Below are 21,383 nucleotides of genomic sequence, written 5' to 3'. Positions count from 1 at the left end.
CTTATTGCTTGCCCGCCAGCAGATCGCGCACTTCCCAGTGCGGGAAGTGACGACGGATCAGCGCATTCAGCTCCAGCTCAAAGGCGGAGAACTCGCCATGGCTGGCAGTAGCCTGCTGCTGCGGCTGACGGATCATTCCGGCGCCCACGGTGACGTTTGTCAGGCGATCGATAAAGATCAACCCGCCGGTTACCGGATTCTGTTGATAGGCATCCAGAACCATCGGCTCATCAAAGGTGACGTTTACCAGCCCAATGCCATTCAACGGCAGCGCCTCTACCTGATTGTTATGGGTCAGATTATTGATATTGACCTGATAATCGATGCTTTCGACACGGGCACGGCTTTTTTTACCGGCAATTTTCACATCAAAGCTCTGACCTGGCGTCAACGCCTGTTCCGCCATCCAGACGACATCAACCGAAGCGCCCTGCACCGCTTTCAGCGTTTCATCTGCCGCCACCAGCAGATCGCCACGGCTAATATCAATTTCATCGTTTAATACGATGGTCACCGCTTCGCCCGGTCCTGCTTCCGGCAAGTCGCCATCAAAGGTTACGATGCGCGCCACGCTTGACTCAACGCCGGAAGGCAGCACCTTCACGCGCTGGCCCACGCGCAGAATGCCGGAAGCCAGCGTACCGGCATAGCCCCGGAAATCGAGGTTAGGCCGGTTGACGTATTGCACCGGGAAACGCATCGGCTGGCTTTCCACAACACGATTAACTTCCACCGTTTCCAGCACGTCCAGCAGCGTGGGGCCGCTGTACCAGCTCATGGTGGTGCTTTGCGTGGCGACATTATCGCCTTCCAGCGCCGACATCGGAACAAACCGAATGTCCACATCGCCCGGCAGCTGCGCTGCGAAATCAAAATATTCCTGTTTGATCTGCTCAAAACGATCCTGGCTGTACTCCACCAGATCCATTTTATTGATCGCCACCACCAGGTGTTTAATGCCCAGCAGCGTAGAGATAAAGCTGTGACGACGGGTCTGATCCAGTACGCCTTTACGCGCGTCAATTAACAGGATCGCCAAATCGCAGGTTGAGGCGCCGGTAGCCATATTGCGCGTGTACTGCTCATGTCCCGGCGTGTCAGCAATAATAAACTTTCGCTTTTCGGTGGAGAAATAGCGGTAAGCGACATCGATGGTAATGCCCTGCTCGCGCTCTGCCTGCAGGCCATCCACCAGCAGCGCCAAATCAAGCTTCTCGCCCTGAGTACCGTGGCGCTTGCTGTCATTATGCAGCGAGGAAAGCTGATCTTCATAAATCTGGCGCGTATCATGCAGCAGACGACCAATCAGTGTACTTTTACCATCGTCCACGCTGCCGCAGGTGAGAAAACGCAGCAGGCTCTTGTGCTGCTGCGCGTGCAGCCAGGCTTCCACCCCGCCCTTGTCGGCGATCTGTTGTGCAATAACGGTATTCATCTGGCGTCCCCTTAGAAATAGCCCTGACGTTTCTTCAGCTCCATTGAGCCAGCCTGGTCGCGATCGATAACGCGGCCTTGTCGCTCGCTGGTGGTGGAAACCAGCATTTCTTCAATAATTTCCGGCAGCGTTTGCGCTGACGATTCCACCGCGCCGGTCAGCGGCCAGCAGCCCAGGGTACGGAAGCGCACCATCCGCGGCGTTATCTTTTCGCCTGGCTGCAGGTCGATACGATCGTCATCAATCATCATCAGCATGCCGTCACGCTCCAGCACCGGACGCTCAGCGGCCAGATAGAGCGGTACGATTTCAATATTTTCCAGAAAGATGTACTGCCAGATATCCAGCTCGGTCCAGTTGGAAAGCGGGAAGACACGGATGCTTTCGCCTTTGTTGATCTGCCCGTTGTAGTTATGCCACAGCTCCGGGCGCTGGTTTTTCGGATCCCAGCGGTGGAAGCGATCGCGGAACGAGTAAATACGTTCTTTTGCACGCGATTTTTCTTCATCGCGACGCGCGCCGCCAAAAGCCGCATCGAAACCATATTTGTTCAGCGCCTGCTTCAGCCCTTCGGTCTTCATAATGTCGGTGTGCTTGGCGCTACCGTGAATAAAGGGATTGATACCCATCGCTACGCCTTCCGGATTGCGATGAACAATCAACTCCGCGCCGATCTCTTTTACCGTACGATCGCGAAACTCATACATTTCGCGGAATTTCCAGCCGGTATCAACGTGCAGCAGCGGGAACGGCAGCGTGCCGGGATAAAAAGCTTTGCGAGCCAGGTGCAGCATGACCGATGAATCTTTACCAATGGAGTAAAGCATTACCGGATTACCAAATTCAGCCGCCACTTCGCGGATAATATGGATACTTTCCGCCTCCAGTTGACGCAGATGAGTCAGTCGTTTTTGATCCATGATTTTTCCTCAAGCCAAATTCACAACGGCGGAATTACGTCCGGCCTGCTGTACTGAATGTTGAAACCAGGCCAGTTGCGCGTGGAGATTAACCACTTCGCCAATGACCAGCAGCGCAGGCGTCGGCGCCTGCTGCGCCAGCTGTTCCAGCTCGGCAAGCGTTCCGGTCAGCACCTGCTGATCCTGACGCGTGCCGCGACCAATGACAGCAACCGGTGTTGATGCCGCGCGACCATGAGCTATCAGCTGCCCGGCTATTTCCGCCGCCTTTACCGTGCCCATATAGATCGCCAGCGTTTGCTGCGCGCGCGCCAGTGACGGCCAGTCAATTGCCTGACCATCGGCACGACAATGGCCGGTAATAAACAGCACGCTCTGGGCATAATCCCGGTGGGTCAATGGGATCCCGGCATAGGCGGTAGCGCCGGAGGCTGCGGTTACGCCAGGGACCACCTGAAAAGGAATGCCTGCGGCGGCGGCAGCCTGTAACTCTTCACCGCCGCGACCAAAGATAAAGGGATCGCCACCTTTCAGGCGCACCACGCGTTTGCCCTTGCTGGCCAGCGATACCAGTAAGCGGTTAGTCTCTTCCTGCGCCACTGAATGCGCGCCAGCACGTTTACCCACGCACAGCCGGTCGGCGTCGCGACGCACCAGATCCAGAATTTCCTCGCTTACCAGGTGGTCATAGAGCACGACATCCGCCTGCTGCATCACCTGCAAAGCCCGCAGCGTCAACAGCCCGGCATCGCCTGGCCCTGCGCCAACTAAAATAATTTCGCCCTGATGAGACGTTTCATCGGTTAACTGCGCATCCAGCGTTTGTTTTGCGCCCTGCACATTGCCGGCCGCCATCTGACTGGCAAACAGGCCATTGAAGGCGCGCTCCCAAAAGCGACGGCGATCGGACATTTTGCTGAAACGCTGTTTGACTTTGTCGCGCCATTCGCCCGCTACCTGCGCCATTGCGCCGAGGTTAGTCGGCAGCAAGGCTTCCAGTTTTTCACGCAGCATACGCGCCAGCACCGGCGCGGTACCGCTGGAGGAGATAGCAACCACCAGCGGCGAGCGGTCAACAATCGACGGGAAGATAAAAGAGCATTTCGGTTGATCGTCGACAACGTTAACCAGCAACCGACGCGCATTAGCGGCAGCGAAAACCTGAGCGTTCAGTTCGCTGTTATCGGTTGCGGCAATGACCAGATAAACCCGATCGAGCTGCTGTTCTTCAAATTGAGTTGCCAGCCACTCAACCTGCTGGTTATCCGCCAGCGTCTGGAGTTCCGGACAGAGCGTGCGCGCGGCGATTTGGACCTGCGCGCCAGCGCGCCGCAGCAGTTCAATTTTGCGCGCCGCCACATCGCCGCCGCCGACAACCAACACCGGCCTGGCTTTTAGATCGGCAAATATAGGGAGATAATCCACGTCGACCTTATATTGAATAACAAAAAGTTAACGCGACTATACGACTGCAGCTTCAGGCAGATGAAATTACGAATTGGAATGAGTAGTTACCGAATGGAATATAGGCATGGCATAGCTTTGCATAAAAGGTGCTTAACAGATGATATTTCGGGTATTTAAGAGCAATTGAAATTGTGCAATCTGCATCACAATTTCATACTATCGAAGCAAAATTATTTCGTTTCTGCGTCATCGGATGACGTCTAAGGACTATGGTATGTTTTCCTTGCTCCGCCTGAGCGCGCTGGCCGCGTTGCTCAGCTGCGGCATCAGTTTGCCGGTTAGCGCCAGCACCCCGGTTCCCGGCCAGTTTGCAGAGCAGCAATTACGTCATATCGCCACCTGGTTCCCTGGCCGCATGGCAGGTAGTCCGGCAGAGCTGTTGACCGCCAACTATCTTCAGCAACAGTTTGAAGAGATGGGTTATAAGAGCGATAAGCGCGATTTTAAAACCCGGGCCCCGTGGCGCGATAATAGTGGTAAGACGCACTGGCGCAATCTTACCGCCACGTCGGTGATTGCTGCGCGTGCCGGAGAGGTGCCGCAGGAGATTTTAGTGATTGCGCACCTGGATACCTGGCGACCAGTGAGTGAAGAGGAAACCGGGAAGGATATCGGTGGGCTGCGTCTTCAGGGGGTGGATGATAACGCATCCGGGCTTGGCGTGATGCTGGAGCTGGCGCAGCAGCTTAGTCATAAGCCGCTGCATTATGGCGTGCGTTTTGTGGCGCTCAGCGCTCATCAGGATGATTTACACGGCATGGATGCCTATATCGCCAGGATGAAGGCGAACGATCGCAAGAATACGCTGTTAGTGATCGACCTTGATAGTTTAATTGTCGGCGACCGACTCTATTTTAACAGCGGGAAAAATACCGCCTCGGCGGTGATCAAACAGACGCGCGATCGGGCGCTGGATATTGCTCATCGTTACGGTATTAACGCCGCCACGCGTCCAGCCCATAGCGCGCCTTATCCACTGCCTAACGCTTTTGATGCTGCGGGTTTTCCGTTGCTGACGGTGCGTGCTGCAAACTGGGATTTAGGCAAGAAAGACGGGACGCAGCAGCGGAACATGTCACGCCATTTTCCGCAGGGCATCAGTCATCATCAGACCGCGCGGGATAATTTGAATTATCTTGATCGATGGTTACCTGGACGCATCAGCGCGCGAGCGCGCGATAGCGTGCGGATTCTGTTTCCTTTGATTAACGAGCTGGCTAATCCACCTGCTACCAATAAGGAGTCATAATGTACATTATTAATCTGAGCTACCATCGCCCGATTGAAGAGGTTGAGGCCCTGACCGAAGCGCATGTTGACTGGCTGAAACGTTATTTTGCTGCTGAGGTTTTTATTGCCGCAGGCCGTAAGGATCCGCGCAGCGGCGGGGTGATTATGGCGAAGGATATCGATCGCGATCGTCTGGATACGATTCTGGCGGAAGATCCTTTTGTAGCAGTGGCGCATTATGAGGTGATTAAGGTGAATATTTCGCTGACCTCAGAAGCGTTAAAGGCGCTGGCTGAGGGTTAAGCGTTAGCAGGAATGCGCGCGGCTGTTCTGTCTGAAGCAGGCTCCGTGCCGGTGCATTTAAAGCAAAACCAGCGGCAAACAGACAACACTGATGCACAGGGAAGCGGCAGACGGGGCCGGAGTAAAGCCTCCGCGTCAGGGATGACGCGGCGGAGTCCCCAGGGATGGGTTCACGACGTCTTTACGGAGCGCCCCGTCCGCCGCTGAACCTTGTGCCGGATCGCAGCCAGCGCCAAACCGCCGCTGCTCCACAGAAACTAAGCCAGAGGCAAACAGACAACGTCGATGCTCGGGGAAGCGGCGAATGGGGCCGGAGTAAAGCCTCCTGAAAACAAAAGGCGGCCTTTCAGCCGCCTTTCTCTTAAATTCGCTGCACAAACTTACTCATGCAGCCCGCATTCACGTTTTAAACCGAAGAAACGCGTCTCCTCCTCGGCCATGCCCGGCTCCCACTTGCGCGTGGTATGCGTATCGCCCACGGACAAATAGCCTTCATCCCATAGCGGGTGATAGCCCAAACCGTGCTGCTGCAAATATTGATAAACCTGACGGTTATCCCAGTCGATGATTGGCAACACTTTAAATACGCCACGCTGGATCGCCAGCACCGGCAAATTTGCACGGCTGCCGGACTGATCGCGACGCAAACCGGCAAACCAGCTCTGTGCACCGAGCGTCTGTAACGCACGATTCATCGGCTCAACCTTATTGATCTCGTTATAGCGCTCAATCCCTTCCACGCCCTGCTCCCACAGCTTACCGTAACGCGCTTCCTGCCACGCCGGCGACTGCTCCGCACGAAATATCTTCAGGTTCAGATCCAGCTTCTCCGTCAGCTCATCAATAAAACGGTACGTCTCCGGGAACAGATAGCCGGTATCGGTCAGGATCACCGGGATGTCTGGCTTCTGGCGCGTAACCAGATGCAGCGATACAGCCGCCTGAATACCAAAGCTGGAAGAGAGAACAAACTCACCCGGCAGGTTTTCCAGCGCCCAGATCACGCGATCCTCGGCGGACAGCGCTTCCAGCTGCGTATTTACCTCAGCCAGCGCCATGATGCGCTCAACTTTCGGTAACTCATTCAGTGCTGCAAGATCGAGTACAGACATCATCCCCTCCGTTATTCCCAGAAATCCCGGGCTGGATCGACCACCGGTTTGACAACACCGGCGCGAATGGTGAAATCCCCAAAGCCTTCGCCCGGCGTGCGCTCTTGCGCCCAACGGCCTACCAGCTCATCGATATGCGCCAGAATCTCATCTTCAGTGATATTTTCACGATACATGCGCGGAATACGTGTGCCGCTGCGGTTGCCGCCAAGATGCAGGTTATAACGACCCGGCGCTTTACCTACCAGCCCCAACTCCGCCAGCATGGCGCGCCCGCAGCCGTTCGGACAACCGGTCACGCGCAACACGATATGCTCATTGCCGACGCCGTGCTTTGACATAATCTCTTCCACACGCGTCACAAAGGCAGGCAGAAAACGCTCCGCTTCCGCCATCGCCAGCGGGCAGGTCGGAAACGACACGCAGGCCATTGAGTTTTCACGCTGCGCGGTCACGTTCTCCATTAATGCATGTGAGCGAGCAATCTCCTCAATGCGTGCCTTCTCGCTTTCCGGTACGCCCGCCACAATCAAATTCTGATTGGCAGTCAAACGGAAATCGCCCTGATGAATTTTGGCAATCTCCGCAATGCCGCTCTTCAACGGACGCCCCGGATAATCAAGCAGACGGCCATTTTCAATAAACAGCGTTAAATGCCACTTATTATCGATTCCCTTCACCCAGCCAAAGCGATCGCCACGCGTGGTGAACTCATAAGGACGGATCGGCTCAAAAGTGATCCCGGCCCGACGCTCCACTTCTGCTTTAAACGTCTCAACGCCAACACGCTCAAGGGTATATTTGGTCTTGGCATTCTTACGATTGGTACGATTGCCCCAGTCGCGCTGCGTCGTTACTACCGCTTCGGCAACCGCCAGCGTTTTATCCAGCGGCAGATAACCAAACTCGCTGGCGGTACGGGCGTAAGTCTCTTTATTGCCGTGCTCGATGGACAAACCGCCACCTACCAGCAGGTTAAAGCCTACCAGCTTGCCGTTCTCGGCGATGGCGACAAAGTTCAGGTCGTTCGCGTGCAGATCGACATCGTTATGCGGCGGCACCACAACGGTGGTTTTAAACTTACGCGGCAAATAGGTTGCGCTGAGGATCGGCTCCTCTTCGGTAGTGGCGACCTTTTTCTCGTCCAGCCAGATCTCGGCATAAGCACGGGTACGCGGCAGCAGATGCTCGGAAATTTTCTTCGCCCACTCATACGCTTCCTGATGCAGTTCAGACTCCACCGGGTTAGAGCTGCACAGCACGTTGCGGTTCATATCGTTCGCCGTGCCGATCGCGTCCAGCCCCACTTCGTGCAGCATCTGATGCGCCGGTTTCACATTCTTTTTCAGAATGCCGTGAAACTGGAAAGTCTGGCGGTTCGTCAGACGGACGCTGCCGTATAGTGTGTTTTCCGTCGCGAACTTCTCAATCGCCAGCCACTGCTTCGGCGTAATGATGCCGCCCGGTAAACGGCAGCGCAGCATCATTGCGTGACGCGGCTCCAGCTTCTGCTCGGCGCGTTCGGCGCGAATATCGCGGTCATCCTGCTGATACATACCATGAAAACGGATCAGCAGAAAGTTATCGCCGCTAAAGCCGCCGGTCAGGCCATTTTGTAAATCTTCGGCAATCGTCCCGCGCAGAAAATTGCTCTCTTTTTTCATGCGCTCCGCATCGGAGAGTTTTCCTTCGACGACCAGCGGTCCTGGGTGTTTTTCACTCATTAGTAAACATCTCGCTGATAACGGCGCTCAATGCGCAGCTCACTTAAAAATTCATCAGCCGACTCAAGGTCCATTCCGCCCTGCCCGGCTACCACTTCCAGTAACGCCTGCTCAACGTCTTTTGCCATACGGTTGGCATCGCCGCAGACATAAATATGCGCGCCTTCCTGTAGCCAGCGCCACACTTCCGCACCTTTTTCGCGGATTTTGTCCTGAACATAAATTTTATGCTGCTGGTCGCGCGACCAGGCTAAATCAATATGGGTCAGCAGCCCCTCTTTGACATAGCGCTGCCATTCCACCTGATAAAGAAAATCTTCGGTGAAATGCGGATTGCCGAAGAACAGCCAGTTCTTCCCGCTGGCACCGTCGTTTTCACGCTGCTGCATAAAGGCGCGGAACGGCGCGATCCCGGTACCCGGCCCAATCATAATCACCGGCGCATCAGGATCGGCAGGCAGGCGGAAGTTATCGTTATGCTCGATAAACACCCGCACTTCTCCCTCTTCCTCCAGCCTGTCGGCCAGATAGCTGGAAGCGCCGCCCGCACGTGGACGACCATCAATTTCATAACGCACCGCGCCAACGGTGATATGCACTTCGTTTTCCGTCTCAGCCTGTGAAGAGGCGATGGAATAGAGGCGCGGCGTCAGCGGACGCAACAGCGACAGCAGCTGCTCCGGGTTCAGCTCGCCGGGCGCCTGGCGCGCCATATCCACAATCGGTACGGTTTGCGCATAATGCTGCAGCTGGGCCTTATCCGCCGCCAGCGCCAGCAGCTTTTCGTTGCGTACCAGTTTGGCGTACTGCTCAACGATTTGCGGCGTGTTAACCGTCAGCTCAAAATGCTGCTGCAACGCCTGTGAGAGCGGCAGGCTTTGCCCTTTCACCTCAACGATTTCATCGCCGCGCAGCCATAACAGCTCAGTCAGCTCTTTTACCAGCGCCGGATCATTTTCATACCAGACGCCAAGCGCGTCGCCCGGCTGATAGCGCAGCCCGGCATCGCCTAAATTGATTTCAATATGACGCACATCTTTATCGGAGCCACGGCCGGTAATTTTCTGGTTAACCGAAAGCGTGGCGACCAGCGGCTCGTCACGCGTATAGGGCGTGGTGAAAACTTCATTATAGGTGCCGCTGGCGGTAGCAACGGCCTGCGCCGGCGTGTCGGTGGGAACGCGCTTTTGCAGCAGCGCAACGATCTCTTTACGCCACTTTTCCGCATCAGCAGCAAATTCCACATCAGCATCAACGCGATCGAGCAGCCGTTCCGCGCCCAGCTCAGCCAGCCTGGTATCGAAATCTTTCCCGGCCTTGCTGAAAAACTCATATGACGTGTCGCCCAGGCCAAACACTGCAAACGCGGTCTCCGTCAGCTTCGGTGCCTTTTTGGACATCAGATATTTATGCAGCGCAACCGCCTCTTCCGGCGGATCGCCTTCGCCCTGCGTAGAGGTCACCACCACCAGCAGTTTTTCCTGAGCGATCTGTTTGAACTTATAATCACCGGCATTCACCAGCTTCACATTCAGTTTCGCTGCCAGTAAATCATCACGCAGCTGCTCAGCGACACGGCGCGCATTGCCGGTTTGCGAAGCGGAGAGCAGCGTAATGGCCGGTGTCTCTGCGGCGGGCGCGGGCGCGCTCTGCACGGCGGCAACAGCACCGGGCGACTGGTTAACCACCCCCCAGAAATAGCCAGAAATCCATGCCAGCTGCGTCGTTGATAAACCTTGGGTCGCCGCCTGCAAGCGGGCGAGTTGCTCCGGCTGAAGCGGGAGCAAAGAACCTGGGGGAGCCTGAGTCGTCATTGCCTTGATGATTCCAGTATCAGTGATGCCAAACCGTTCAGAGACGGAAGATAGCGTAGAGGTTACCGAGTCGCATATTAACCGGTAAATAAGGGTTAGAAATAATAAATAACCAAAACGCCTAAACGCTTTTGGTGATAAAGCTTAACGCTTTAGCTTCTTATTAAAGAGCTTACTTATCAAAGATTTAATCGGAGCGCATTTATTGAGCAGCGTTAAAAGTCACGGTAGCGGGGGAAACGGATGCGAAAAAACTGTTTTTCCGGTAGACTTCGCCGGTTTTTGCAACAACTGAGATACCGATTATGGCAACTACGCTTTTTAAAGATTTCCAGTTCGAAGCCGCTCATCGTCTGCCGCATGTGCCTGAAGGCCATAAGTGTGGGCGTTTGCACGGTCACTCATTCCTGGTGCGTCTTGAAATCACCGGCGATGTCGACCCTTATACCGGCTGGATTATGGATTTCGCCGAGCTGAAGGCCGCTTTTAAACCGGTATACGATCGTCTGGATCACTATTATCTGAACGATATTGCAGGCCTGGAAAATCCCACCAGCGAAGTGCTGGCGCAGTGGATTTGGCAACAGATGAAACCGGTCGTGCCGCTGCTTAGCGCAGTGATGATCAAAGAAACCTGCACCGCTGGCTGCGTATATCGCGGCGAATAAGCGCCGTTTAACGCGCGTTTTCCGCAACGCACAATTAACAGCAACCTTTCTCTACAGGCAACCGGAAAGCCCACTGGCTTACCGGTTGCTGCATTTCAGCCAGCCGCGTCCGGCGTCAAATCAGGCGATATTAAGATATTTATGGGTCTGCATGGAGAGACGCCAGTTACGGGCAATACAGGTCGCAATGCAGAGGCGCGTTGCGTCCTCTTTCTGGCTGATCGGCTGTAGCGCAATAATGCGTGCTTTCTGATCTTTCAGACGAGCCAGCAGCAGATCCAGCGCATCGATATCGCGCTGACGCGCCACCGGATGCTTAATCTCATCGGCGCGTACCAGCGCCTGATCCAGCACATCATAACCACCGCGCATATTCACTTTAGGCGATACCGTTACCCAGGTTTGCGCCGTGCAGCGCACCGCATAGGTTCCGCTGGTCTCGATCTGACAGCTGAAACCGGCCTGCTGCAACGCTTCCGTTAACGGCGTCAGGTCATGAATACAAGGCTCACCGCCGGTAATCACGACATGGCGCGCCGTCCACTGCTGCTGATTAATGGTATTTAATAACGCATCGGCATCGGCAGCGCCCCAGGCATCGGTTTCCACCGTTTTCAGCAGAATATCGCCCAGCGAGGTTTCCCGATCGGCCAGCTTATCCCATGTATGTTTGGTATCGCACCAGCTGCAGCCAACCGGGCATCCCTGCAAGCGGATAAAAATTGCCGGAACGCCGGTATAAAAACCTTCGCCCTGCAACGTCTGGAACATTTCATTAATCGGGTACTGCATTACGCACTCTCGTCAGGAGAAATAAGGGCGCAGATTATGGCAGATGAAGGAGGTGACGCCAAATGTCGTGGCCAGAAAAGGCACAAACTGAAGAGTGCAGAGAGCCGCCCGCGCTGATGGCGGGCGGCGGTGTTGCGTTACATAAATTTGTTTTTATGCATCTGCGCCATTGCCTGACGGGCAACGTCGTTCGCGCCGCTTAGCGTGAAATGACCATAGTCAAATGCGCTCGGTTGACCGTTTGACGCCAGCGCATGGCAAACATCATTCGGACACATAATGTTATATACCGAGATATAACCTACCTTCTCTTCCGCCATCGCCTGCCGCATGCGTAGATCGGTACCTTTAATATTGTGGTTAATGGATCTGGAGACTAAATCTTTGCGCCCGCTCTCCTGATAGGCCAGCAAATCGGGCAGCGCCTCGGCGTACTCAATTGTCGGCCCCATCACCGTAATATTGTTGTTAATTTTTTTCAGCGCTTTCAGCGTGTCCTTCAACGGCGCGATATCCTCCGGTAGCCAGCGAGCAGAAATGATAATGCCATCCACTTTGTGTTTAGGGATCCACTGCTGATAAATATACTCCATCAGTTCAGTACATTTGTTATCAATGGACTGGTGCGATACCGGCTTACAACCTGCGGATGTTGCCTGCATCAGGTTAACATTCTCTCCCGCCGCCAGGCTAAGCGCACGCCACAGATGAGCACCGTGGCTGTCGCCCACCAGCAGATAATTTTTCTCGGTGCTGGAGGTTTTCAGGCAGAAATCACGATCGAAGTGCCCTTTTGCCTCATTGTTGCCATCAATAAGGCATTTCCCTAAACGGTACTGATAAAAATACTCTTCGGAGCCGTGATACTGGGAAAATTTTGCTACCGCCAGCGCCTGATCGGAAAAATTACCGGACTCATTGCTGATGTGACTTTTATACAGCGTAGCCGAAGCGATAAGGACCAGGCCAATGACGGAAAAAGCGGAAACCGCTACCGGGTTCAGATTCGATAGCTTATAGCGGAAAGGAATTTCAATCAGATAGCGGGAAGCGATAGCCAGGCCAAAAGTTAACGTCAGCACCAGCAGATCGCGCATGCCTTCGTCCATATTCAGGAACATCTTGCTGTAAACGATAAGCGGCCAGTGCCAGAGATAGAGGCAGTAGGAGATCATGCCGATATAAACCACCGGCTTTAATGCCAGAATGCGGTTTACGATGGCCTCCCGGCCCGCCAGAATCAGCAGGAAACTTCCGAGACACGGCCAGAGCGCGTTCCACGACGGAAACGGTTTGCTGGTGCTGAGCCAGAAAAAGCCGAACAGAATCAGCGCCAGGCCGGCAAGGCTCATCAGATGTCTGATTTCCTGACGCACGGCCGCCATACGTGTTTCCAGGGTCGAAACCGCGATAAGCCCGCCAATTGCCAGCTCCCATGCGCGTGTAGGCAACATATAAAAGGTAAAGTCGGGCTTTTTCAGCACGCCAACCACGCTAAGCAGAAACGACACGGCGATAATGGCCAGCATGACCTGCGTAACTCGATGACGGAACCAGCGTACAGCAAACAGCAGCACGATTGGAAACAGAATGTAGAACTGTTCTTCTACTGCCAGAGACCAGGTATGCAGCAGAGGTTTTAGTTCTGCCGGGCCGGCGAAGTAACCGGTCTGCTGCCAAAAGAAAATATTCGAAGAGAAAAGCGTGGTGGCGATAGCGCTATTGCCCAGTTCGGTAAACTGCGCCGGAAGCAGGTTATGGTAGCCAAACAACAAGGTGGCTATCAGCACCACAAACAGCGGCGGCAAAATACGTAAGCAGCGTCGCTTGTAGAACTCCAGATAAGAAAACTCACCTTTCATGGCACTCTGATAAATAATGCCGCAGATGAGATAGCCAGATATCACGAAAAAGATATCAACCCCGGTGAATCCACCAGGTATACCGGTCACGCCCAGGTGATAGGCGATCACCGGCAGCACGGCAAGTGCGCGTAGACCGTCAATATCAGCGCGATATTTCATTTTAAACCTTCCGTATCATTACAATTAATGACGTAAGGTTTACATATTTCTGTTAAGAATTAACCCTTCCTTAATCCAAATCAGACAGTTCTGGAAAAGCGCTTTTACACTGCAACTGGTTAATTAACAAGGTAATAATAAAAAAGCCCCATCACAAGACGGGGCTTTTCAGAAAATACGCAGGTCGCATTATTGAGATGCGAGCTGAAAAGTCTTATTACTGACCTTTCACTTCTTTCAGACCGTTGAACGGTGCTTTAGAACCCAGCGCTTCTTCGATACGAATCAGCTGGTTGTATTTAGCTACACGGTCAGAACGGCTCATAGAACCGGTTTTGATCTGGCCAGCTGCAGTACCTACCGCCAGGTCAGCGATGGTAGCATCTTCCGTTTCGCCAGAGCGGTGAGAGATAACGGCAGTGTAGCCTGCATCTTTCGCCATCTTGATAGCAGCCAGAGTTTCGCTCAGAGAGCCAATCTGGTTGAATTTGATCAGGATAGAGTTAGCGATGCCTTTCTCGATGCCTTCTTTCAGGATCTTGGTGTTGGTGACGAACAGGTCATCGCCCACCAGCTGGATTTTGTCGCCCAGCACTTTAGTCTGGTAAGCGAAGCCTTCCCAGTCAGATTCGTCCAGACCGTCTTCGATAGAAACGATCGGATACTGTTTGGTCAGATCTTCCAGGAAGTGAGTGAACTCTTCAGAAGTGAACGCTTTGTTGCCTTCGCCAGCCAGAACGTATTTGCCATCTTTGTAGAACTCGGATGCCGCACAGTCCATCGCCAGAGTAATGTCTTTGCCCAGCTCGTAGCCTGCTGCTTTTACCGCTTCAGCGATAACGGCCAGCGCTTCCGCGTTGGAACCCAGGTTCGGCGCATAGCCGCCTTCGTCACCCACAGCGGTGTTCATGCCTTTCGCTTTCAGCACTTTCGCCAGGTGATGGAACACTTCAGAACCCATGCGGATCGCTTCTTTCACAGAGGAAGCGCCAACCGGCTGGATCATGAATTCCTGGATGTCGACGTTGTTGTCGGCGTGCTCACCACCGTTGATGATGTTCATCATCGGCAGCGGCATAGAGAATTTGCCCGGCGTGCCGTTCAGTTCAGCGATGTGCTCATACAGCGGCATGCCTTTAGCTGCGGCAGCAGCTTTGGCGCTTGCCAGAGAAACAGCCAGAATCGCGTTAGCACCAAAGTTAGATTTGTTTTCGGTACCATCCAGGTCGATCATGATCTTATCGATGTTCGCCTGATCTTTGGCATCTTTACCCAGGATAGCTTCAGCAATCGGACCGTTAACCGCAGCAACGGCTTTGGTGACGCCTTTACCCAGGAAACGAGATTTGTCACCGTCACGCAGTTCCAGCGCTTCGCGAGAGCCGGTAGAAGCCCCTGACGGCGCGGCAGCCATACCTACAAAACCGCCTTCCAGATGAACTTCAGCTTCAACAGTCGGGTTACCACGTGAGTCGATGATTTCACGACCGATGACTTTAACGATTTTGGACATTAGTTTTTCCTCAGTACAAGTTAAGCTAAAACTCAGACAAACAGTGCGCGAAACGTTCGCGCACTGTTATAAAAACGCTTACTTCACTTGATGCTTCTGGTACTCGCTTGCGGCTTTCACAAAGCCGGCAAACAGCGGGTGACCATCGCGGGGCGTTGAGGTAAATTCCGGATGGAACTGACACGCAACAAACCACGGGTGGTTCGGGTTTTCGATAATCTCAACCAGCTGATTGTCCCCGGAGCGACCTGCAATGCGCAGACCCGCCGCTTCGATAGGTTTTAACAGCATGTTGTTAACTTCATAGCGGTGACGATGACGCTCAACGATGGTATCGGAGCCGTACAGCTGACGCACCAGGCTATTTTCTGTCAGCTGACACTGCTGGCTGCCGAGGCGCATGGTACCGCCGAGATCGCTCTGCTCACTGCGGACTTCAACGTTGCCGTTTTCATCGCGCCATTCGGTGATCAACGCCACCACCGGATATTTACAGTCTGGCACAAATTCCGTTGAGTTGGCATCAGCCATGCCCGCAACGTTACGGGCAAACTCCATCAGCGCCACCTGCATACCCAGGCAAATGCCCAGATAAGGAATATTATTTTCACGCGCATATTGAGCGGTGAGGATTTTGCCTTCGATACCGCGCGGACCAAAGCCACCCGGCACCAGAATCGCATCGAGATCTTTCAGTACTTCAACGCCGCGCGATTCCACATCCTGCGAATCGATCAGCTTGATGTTAACCGTTACGCGATTTTTCAGGCCGCCATGCTTCAGCGCCTCAATCACAGATTTATACGCATCCGGCAGTTCGACATATTTGCCAACCATACCGATGGTGACTTCGCCGCCCGGATTCGATTCTTCGTAAATCACCTGCTCCCATTCAGAGAGGTTAGCTTCCGGCACGTTCAGGCTGAATCGTTTACAAATATAATCGTCCAGGCCCTGTGATTTCAACAGGCCAGGAATCTTATAAATGGAATCAACGTCTTTCAGAGAGATAACCGCTTTTTCCGGCACGTTACAGAACAGCGCGATTTTCGCCCGTTCGTTAGCCGGCACGGCGCGATCGGAACGGCAGATCAGCACATCAGGCTGGATACCAATGGAGAGCAACTCTTTAACTGAGTGCTGTGTCGGCTTGGTTTTAACTTCACCCGCTGCGGCCATATAGGGCACTAACGTCAGGTGCATATAAAGGGTATGTTCGCGTCCGACATCTACTGCCATCTGACGAATGGCTTCCAGGAAAGGCAAGGATTCGATATCGCCGACGGTACCGCCGATTTCCACCAGCACCACATCGTGACCTTCGCCGCCTTCGATAATGCGTTCTTTAATGGCATTGGTGATGTGCGGAATAACCTGAATGGTGGCGCCCAGATAATCACCGCGGCGCTCTTTGCGCAGCACCTCAGAATAGATGCGGCCAGTGGTAAAGTTATTGCGACGCGACATCCGGGTGCGGATGAAACGTTCATAGTGACCTAAATCGAGATCGGTTTCAGCGCCGTCATCGGTAACAAAGACTTCACCGTGCTGCGTCGGGCTCATGGTGCCTGGATCCACGTTGATGTACGGGTCCAGTTTCATGATGGTCACGTTCAGGCCACGCGCCTCAAGAATGGCTGCGAGGGAGGCTGCGGCAATGCCTTTACCCAGAGAGGATACGACCCCGCCGGTCACAAAAATATAGTTCGTTGTCATGCTGAACCTGAGAGTTGAGGTTTAAAGACGGTGGAATAACCAGGACGGGAAAACAGTATACTGGATTCACCTCTTACTCACAATTGATCATTGCCGCCATCGCCACACCTGATGACGGCCCTACCTTACCTGGGCAATGCGTCTGGAGGGTTGATTTGGGTCATAGTAAGCGAATATTTTTTGCTAAAAGCTGAAACGTGTAAGCTAAAGCGCTTTCTCCCCCGCTTTAACCTGTTGCCAGGCGGCTTCCATCTGCTCCAGCGTGGCGTCATTCATATTCATGCCCTGCGCCGCAATAATCTGCTCGACCTGACGAAAACGTCGCTCAAACTTCACGTTGGCTTTTTGCAATGCCGTCTCCGCTTTGGTGCCCAGATGACGCGCCAAGTTCACGGTAGCAAACAGCAGATCGCCTACCTCTTCCTCCAGCTTCGCCTCATCCACCACTGCCTGTTGCGCTTCGTGCATTACTTCATCCATCTCTTCATGCACTTTATCAACGACCGGCCCTAATGCGTTCCAGTCAAAGCCTACGCTGCGGCAACGCTTCTGGATTTTTTGCGCACGCATCAGTGCCGGTAACGCCTGTGGAATATCATCCAGCGCCGAGTGCTGTGCCTTCCCGGCGCGCTCCTGCTGCTTAATCTGCTCCCAGTTATGCAGCACTTCTTCGCTGTCTTTTACCTGCGCGTCGGCGAAAATATGCGGATGACGGCGTTCCAGCTTATCAGCGATGCCGTGACAAATATCATCGAAAGTAAAACGCCCCTCTTCCCGCGCCATCTGGGCATAAAAAACCACCTGAAACAGCAGATCGCCCAACTCATCGCGCAGATCGTCATAGTCTTCGCGCTGAATGGCATCGATCACCTCATAGGTCTCTTCTAATGTATAGGGGGCAATCGTGGCGTAAGTTTGTTCGCGATCCCAGGGGCAGCCGTGCTGCGGATCGCGCAGGGTCTGCATAATAGTCAGCAGACGATCAAGAGCAGTCATAGTGAAACCTTAATACCAATAAGCGGGAGCGACATGCCGCGCCTGGCGCGACATGTCAGATAATTAATGAAGACGTCGGGCGTCAATAATGTCGGGAACCTGATTAAGGCGCGCCAGAACGCGACCCAGCACCTGCTGATTGTAAATTTCAATATCCATATCAATGGTTGCCAGCTGCTTACGCGTATCGCTGCGGCTGGAGACGCCCAGCACGTTCACCTTCTCATTGGCGAGAATAGTGGTAATGTCGCGCAGCAGCCCGCTGCGATCGTTGGCGGTCACGCGCACCACCAGCGAGTAGCCGCTGGAGTAGCTTTCGCCCCAGACCGCATCCACAATTCGCTCCGGCGCATGCGACATCAGCTCCGCCAGCTGATCGCAGTCGGCGCGGTGGATGGAGATCCCCCGCCCCTGAGTAATAAAACCTACGATATCGTCGCCAGGAATCGGCTGACAGCAGCGGGCAATGTGGTGCATCAGATTGCCGACGCCCTCCACCACCACCCGCCCGCTCTCTTTCCCGGCGCGCTGCGGCGTATGGCTTTTCTGCGTCAGCTGGCGCAGCGCCTCGCGGTCTTCCTCCTCCGCGCTTGGCTTATTCAGCTTCGCCTGCAGGAAGTTAACCATCTGATTCAGACGTATATCACCACCACCGATCGCCGCCAGTAATTCATCCAGCGTACCAACGTTATAGCGCGGCAGCAGCAGCTTCTCCGCCTCTTTCAGACTAATATCCAGCTGATTCAGTTCGTTATCCAGAATCTGGCGGCCCGCCACGATATTCTTATCGCGATCCTGCTTGCGGAACCAGGCGTGGATTTTGGAACGGCCACGGCTGGTCGTGACATAGCCCAGATTAGGGTTTAGCCAGTCGCGACTGGGGTTGGGCTGCTTTTGCGTGATGATTTCAATCTGATCGCCCATCTGCAACTGATAGGTAAAGGGCACAATACGGCCGCCAATCTTGGCACCGATGCAGCGGTGACCAATATCGCTGTGGATGTGATAGGCGAAATCAAGCGGCGTCGAGCCTGCAGGCAGATCCACAACGTCGCCCTTTGGCGTAAACACATACACGCGATCGTCAAATACCTGGCTGCGCACCTCTTCCAGCAGCTCGCCGGTGTCCGCCATCTCTTCCTGCCAGGCGATCAGCTTACGCAGCCAGGCGATGCGTTCTTCATGTCCATGTGCGCCGCGCGCCTGCCCGCCGGTGCCTTCCTTATATTTCCAATGGGCAGCCACCCCCAGCTCCGCGTCTTCATGCATTTGCCGGGTACGGATTTGAATCTCAACCGTTTTGCCGCCGGGGCCAAGCACCACGGTATGAATCGACTGATAGCCATTGGGCTTTGGATTCGCCACATAGTCATCAAACTCATCCGGCAGATGACGATACAGCGTATGCACAATCCCCAGCGCGCCATAGCAATCCTGCAGGCGCTCGGCGACAATTCGCACCGCCCGCACGTCAAACAGTTCGTCAAACGCCAGCGACTTCTTCTGCATCTTGCGCCAGATGCTGTAGATATGTTTTGGACGGCCATAGACCTCAGCCTTCACGCCTTCGCGCGTCATCTCGGTGCGCAGGCTTTCCACGAAGGTTTCGATATATTGCTCGCGGTCGATACGACGCTCATGCAGCAACTTTGCAATACGTTTGTATTCGTCCGGATGAAGATAGCGGAAGCAGAAGTCCTCCAGCTCCCACTTGAGCTGCCCGATGCCGAGACGGTTGGCTAACGGGGCGTAGATATTGGTACACTCTTTGGCCGCCAGAACGCGCTCATCTTCCGGCGCATCCTTCATTTCACGCAGATGGGCGATCCGCTCAGCCAGCTTGATCACCACGCAGCGGAAATCTTCCACCATCGCCAGCAGCATGCGGCGCACGTTATCCACCTGCTCGGAAGCCATCGAATCGTTATGGATCGCCTTAAGTTGACGTATGGCATCCATATCGCGCACGCCATGCACCAGCGAAACAATCGCCTTGCCAAAGGTTTCTTCCAGCTTCTCTTCTGAAACGATGTCAGCATCCGCCAGCGGAAAAACCAGCGCGGCGCGCAGGGTGTCATTGTCCATGCTCAGCATCGACAGGATCTCGACCATTTCAATGCCGCGCCACAGCAGCAACCCCTGATCGGGATGCGCCTGAGTGACAGACTCACAATAGCGCCAGGTATCGGCCAGTCGTTCACTTGATTGCGGGTTCACGATCCCCAAACTGGTGATCCATTCATCGAGCGCGAACTCACCCGCCGTATTCAAATGTGCGCTTCTTACCGCAACCATAACCTCTCCTGGCAACCTGTAAAGATACTTATGTTTTACCGAATAGCACCATGGATTCAAGATGACCGGTATGCGGAAACATATCGAGCATCGCAACCCTTTCTAACTGGTAACCGGACGACAGCAGTACCTGACTGTCGCGGGCAAGTGTAGTCGGGTTACAGGAAACGTAAACAATACGTTGTGGCGCAAGTTTAACAATATGTTGCATCACGCCTGCTGCGCCCGCACGTGCCGGATCCAGTAACACCTTGTCAAAACCGTGCGCCGCCCAGGGCTGGCACGTCACATCTTCTTCCAGGTTCTCATGAAAAAAGGTGATGTTTTCAAGACAATTCTGGCGGGCATTATACGCACCTTGTGCTGTTAAAGCTGCTACGCCCTCCACACCCACAACATTTTGTGCAGCCTTTGCTATCGGCACGGTAAAGTTTCCCATGCCGCAAAACAGATCTAACACCCGGTCGTGCGGCTGTAGATCGAGCCACTCCAGCGCCTTCGCCACCATTTTTTGATTGACCGCGTCATTGACCTGAATAAAATCGCGCGGACTAAAGCTCAGTTTCAACTGATGCGACATATAGTAAGGCGGCTCGCCGCTAATGTGTTGTAACTGCTCGCTATCCGGTGCCAGAAACAACGCCAGTTGGTGCTCATGCGAAAAGCGTTCCAGCTTTTGCCGATCGCCAACGCTTAGCGCATCAAGATGTCTCAACACCAGCACCGGACCGTTATCCGCCTGCACCAGCTCAACATGCCCCAGACGTCGTACTGCCTGTAGCGAGGCGAGACAGGCCCTGAGCGGCACCAGCAGCGCATCAAGCTCGGGCTTCAAAATGGGGCAATGGTCGATGGAAACCAGGTCGTTTGATGCAGTTTTACGAAAGCCCATCGTGAGCGTCTGCGTTTTGGCCTGATATTGCAGACCAAGTCGCGCACGGCGGCGATAGCCGTAAGCACTGTCGCCGATAATCTCATCCACCCGGGTTGCCTGTGCGGTTTCCCGCGTGAGCAGATGCGCCAACGCGTTGGCCTTACTCTGCTGCTGCAGTTCCTGCGAAGCGTGCTGCTGCTGACAACCGCCGCAAACGGTAAAATATGGGCAACGCGGCGTAACGCGTTGCTCGCTGGGCTGAAGAATTCGTCGTGCGCGACCGCGTGCGTACTGACGTTTATCCTCCTGCAGCTCAACCTCTACCTGCTCGCCCGGCAGTGCGCCGCTGACAAATAGCGTCTTGCCCTGATGGCGAGCCACGCCCTGGCCGAAAGCATCAAGATCGTGAATAGTGACCGTAATTGTTTGTCGGGTCGTCACACGCCGTTTTGCGGAGTAGAATTGCGCCATAGTGGAATAGAATCTCTGAATAATTGCTA

General features: G+C 54.2%; 16 protein-coding genes. 3 read left to right on the top strand and 13 right to left on the bottom strand.

Annotated features, from left to right (window positions below; genetic code table 11):
- Position 1: 1 nt before the first annotated feature.
- Genes cysN through cysG form a run of 3 tightly spaced genes read right to left on the bottom strand, consistent with a single transcriptional unit; the run spans position 2 to position 3,780 of the window.
- Complete coding sequence (cysN, locus tag B1H58_RS11505; RefSeq protein ID WP_085070427.1) at positions 2 to 1,435, bottom strand: sulfate adenylyltransferase subunit CysN; 1,434 nt, start codon at positions 1,433 to 1,435, stop codon at positions 2 to 4.
- 11 nt (positions 1,436 to 1,446) lie between these two features.
- Positions 1,447 to 2,355, bottom strand: coding sequence for a sulfate adenylyltransferase subunit CysD (gene cysD / locus B1H58_RS11500; protein WP_085070426.1), 909 nt, complete (start codon positions 2,353 to 2,355; stop codon positions 1,447 to 1,449).
- A 9-nt stretch (positions 2,356 to 2,364) separates the two neighbouring features.
- Positions 2,365 to 3,780, bottom strand: a complete 1,416-nt coding sequence (gene cysG / locus B1H58_RS11495; RefSeq protein ID WP_085070425.1) for a siroheme synthase CysG — start codon at positions 3,778 to 3,780, stop codon at positions 2,365 to 2,367.
- A gap of 256 nt (positions 3,781 to 4,036) precedes the next feature.
- On the opposite strand from cysG, the gene B1H58_RS11490 reads away from it, so the two are divergent.
- A complete protein-coding gene (locus B1H58_RS11490) occupies positions 4,037 to 5,071 on the top strand; it encodes an aminopeptidase (RefSeq protein WP_085070423.1) in 1,035 nt (344 codons plus the stop codon).
- The gene (locus B1H58_RS11485; RefSeq protein ID WP_085070421.1) at positions 5,071 to 5,355 is read left to right on the top strand and encodes a YciI family protein; all 285 of its coding nucleotides are present in this window, start codon (positions 5,071 to 5,073) and stop codon (positions 5,353 to 5,355) included. Before B1H58_RS11490 ends, B1H58_RS11485 begins: the two co-directional genes overlap by 1 nt.
- A gap of 380 nt (positions 5,356 to 5,735) precedes the next feature.
- Here B1H58_RS11485 and cysH read toward each other — a convergent pair whose 3' ends face one another.
- From cysH to cysJ, 3 genes are read right to left on the bottom strand one after another with little or no spacing between them, the layout of a single operon-like run.
- Positions 5,736 to 6,467, bottom strand: a complete 732-nt coding sequence (cysH, locus tag B1H58_RS11480) for a phosphoadenosine phosphosulfate reductase (RefSeq protein ID WP_085070419.1) — start codon at positions 6,465 to 6,467, stop codon at positions 5,736 to 5,738.
- Positions 6,468 to 6,478: 11 nt separating this feature from the next.
- Positions 6,479 to 8,191, bottom strand: a complete 1,713-nt coding sequence (cysI, locus tag B1H58_RS11475) for an assimilatory sulfite reductase (NADPH) hemoprotein subunit (protein ID WP_085070417.1) — start codon at positions 8,189 to 8,191, stop codon at positions 6,479 to 6,481.
- Positions 8,191 to 10,005 (bottom strand): NADPH-dependent assimilatory sulfite reductase flavoprotein subunit, encoded by a 1,815-nt coding sequence (cysJ, locus tag B1H58_RS11470; RefSeq protein ID WP_085070415.1) that lies wholly within the window; start codon positions 10,003 to 10,005, stop codon positions 8,191 to 8,193. The genes cysI and cysJ overlap by 1 nt, the downstream gene beginning before the upstream one ends.
- 305 nt (positions 10,006 to 10,310) lie before the next feature.
- Here cysJ and queD point away from each other — a divergent pair, with 305 nt between their 5' ends.
- On the top strand, positions 10,311 to 10,673 hold the full coding sequence (queD, locus tag B1H58_RS11465; RefSeq protein WP_085070413.1) for a 6-carboxytetrahydropterin synthase QueD: 363 nt from the start codon (positions 10,311 to 10,313) through the stop codon (positions 10,671 to 10,673).
- A 120-nt stretch (positions 10,674 to 10,793) separates the two neighbouring features.
- Here the strand turns inward: queD and queE are convergent, their stop codons facing one another.
- From queE to rlmD, 7 genes are all read right to left on the bottom strand, one after another.
- A complete protein-coding gene (queE, locus tag B1H58_RS11460) occupies positions 10,794 to 11,465 on the bottom strand; it encodes a 7-carboxy-7-deazaguanine synthase QueE (RefSeq protein WP_085070411.1) in 672 nt (223 codons plus the stop codon).
- Positions 11,466 to 11,602: 137 nt separating this feature from the next.
- Entirely contained in the window at positions 11,603 to 13,489 is a 1,887-nt protein-coding gene (locus B1H58_RS11455; protein WP_085070410.1) for an acyltransferase family protein, read from the bottom strand.
- A gap of 217 nt (positions 13,490 to 13,706) precedes the next feature.
- The gene (eno, locus tag B1H58_RS11450) at positions 13,707 to 15,002 is read right to left on the bottom strand and encodes a phosphopyruvate hydratase (protein ID WP_085070408.1); all 1,296 of its coding nucleotides are present in this window, start codon (positions 15,000 to 15,002) and stop codon (positions 13,707 to 13,709) included.
- 78 nt (positions 15,003 to 15,080) lie between these two features.
- Positions 15,081 to 16,718 carry a glutamine hydrolyzing CTP synthase gene (gene pyrG, locus B1H58_RS11445; protein WP_085070406.1) on the bottom strand — a complete coding sequence of 546 codons (1,638 nt, stop codon included), beginning with the start codon at positions 16,716 to 16,718 and terminating at the stop codon, positions 15,081 to 15,083.
- Between the two features lie 204 nt (positions 16,719 to 16,922).
- Positions 16,923 to 17,714 (bottom strand): nucleoside triphosphate pyrophosphohydrolase, encoded by a 792-nt coding sequence (mazG, locus tag B1H58_RS11440; protein WP_085070404.1) that lies wholly within the window; start codon positions 17,712 to 17,714, stop codon positions 16,923 to 16,925.
- A gap of 63 nt (positions 17,715 to 17,777) precedes the next feature.
- The gene (gene relA / locus B1H58_RS11435) at positions 17,778 to 20,009 is read right to left on the bottom strand and encodes a GTP diphosphokinase (RefSeq protein ID WP_085070402.1); all 2,232 of its coding nucleotides are present in this window, start codon (positions 20,007 to 20,009) and stop codon (positions 17,778 to 17,780) included.
- Between the two features lie 28 nt (positions 20,010 to 20,037).
- Positions 20,038 to 21,354 (bottom strand): 23S rRNA (uracil(1939)-C(5))-methyltransferase RlmD, encoded by a 1,317-nt coding sequence (gene rlmD / locus B1H58_RS11430; RefSeq protein WP_085070400.1) that lies wholly within the window; start codon positions 21,352 to 21,354, stop codon positions 20,038 to 20,040.
- Between the last annotated feature and the right edge of the window lie 29 nt (positions 21,355 to 21,383).

The sequence above is a fragment of the Pantoea alhagi genome, from assembly GCF_002101395.1.
GTDB lineage: Bacteria > Pseudomonadota > Gammaproteobacteria > Enterobacterales > Enterobacteriaceae > Mixta > Mixta alhagi.
This window is presented reverse-complemented; position numbering and strand designations above follow the sequence as displayed.

Bases quoted from the DNA above. Each gene is read 5' to 3' on its own strand.
- B1H58_RS11490 (WP_085070423.1), top strand. From the start codon at position 4,037: ATGTTTTCCTTGCTCCGCCTGAGCGCGCTGGCCGCGTTGCTCAGCTGC.
- cysN (WP_085070427.1), bottom strand. From the start codon at position 1,435: ATGAATACCGTTATTGCACAACAGATCGCCGACAAGGGCGGGGTGGAA.
- cysD (WP_085070426.1), bottom strand. From the start codon at position 2,355: ATGGATCAAAAACGACTGACTCATCTGCGTCAACTGGAGGCGGAAAGT.
- queD (WP_085070413.1), top strand. From the start codon at position 10,311: ATGGCAACTACGCTTTTTAAAGATTTCCAGTTCGAAGCCGCTCATCGT.
- cysI (WP_085070417.1), bottom strand. From the start codon at position 8,191: ATGAGTGAAAAACACCCAGGACCGCTGGTCGTCGAAGGAAAACTCTCC.
- queE (WP_085070411.1), bottom strand. From the start codon at position 11,465: ATGCAGTACCCGATTAATGAAATGTTCCAGACGTTGCAGGGCGAAGGT.
- pyrG (WP_085070406.1), bottom strand. From the start codon at position 16,718: ATGACAACGAACTATATTTTTGTGACCGGCGGGGTCGTATCCTCTCTG.
- mazG (WP_085070404.1), bottom strand. From the start codon at position 17,714: ATGACTGCTCTTGATCGTCTGCTGACTATTATGCAGACCCTGCGCGAT.
- relA (WP_085070402.1), bottom strand. From the start codon at position 20,009: ATGGTTGCGGTAAGAAGCGCACATTTGAATACGGCGGGTGAGTTCGCG.
- cysJ (WP_085070415.1), bottom strand. From the start codon at position 10,005: ATGACGACTCAGGCTCCCCCAGGTTCTTTGCTCCCGCTTCAGCCGGAG.
- B1H58_RS11455 (WP_085070410.1), bottom strand. From the start codon at position 13,489: ATGAAATATCGCGCTGATATTGACGGTCTACGCGCACTTGCCGTGCTG.
- cysH (WP_085070419.1), bottom strand. From the start codon at position 6,467: ATGTCTGTACTCGATCTTGCAGCACTGAATGAGTTACCGAAAGTTGAG.
- B1H58_RS11485 (WP_085070421.1), top strand. From the start codon at position 5,071: ATGTACATTATTAATCTGAGCTACCATCGCCCGATTGAAGAGGTTGAG.
- rlmD (WP_085070400.1), bottom strand. From the start codon at position 21,354: ATGGCGCAATTCTACTCCGCAAAACGGCGTGTGACGACCCGACAAACA.
- eno (WP_085070408.1), bottom strand. From the start codon at position 15,002: ATGTCCAAAATCGTTAAAGTCATCGGTCGTGAAATCATCGACTCACGT.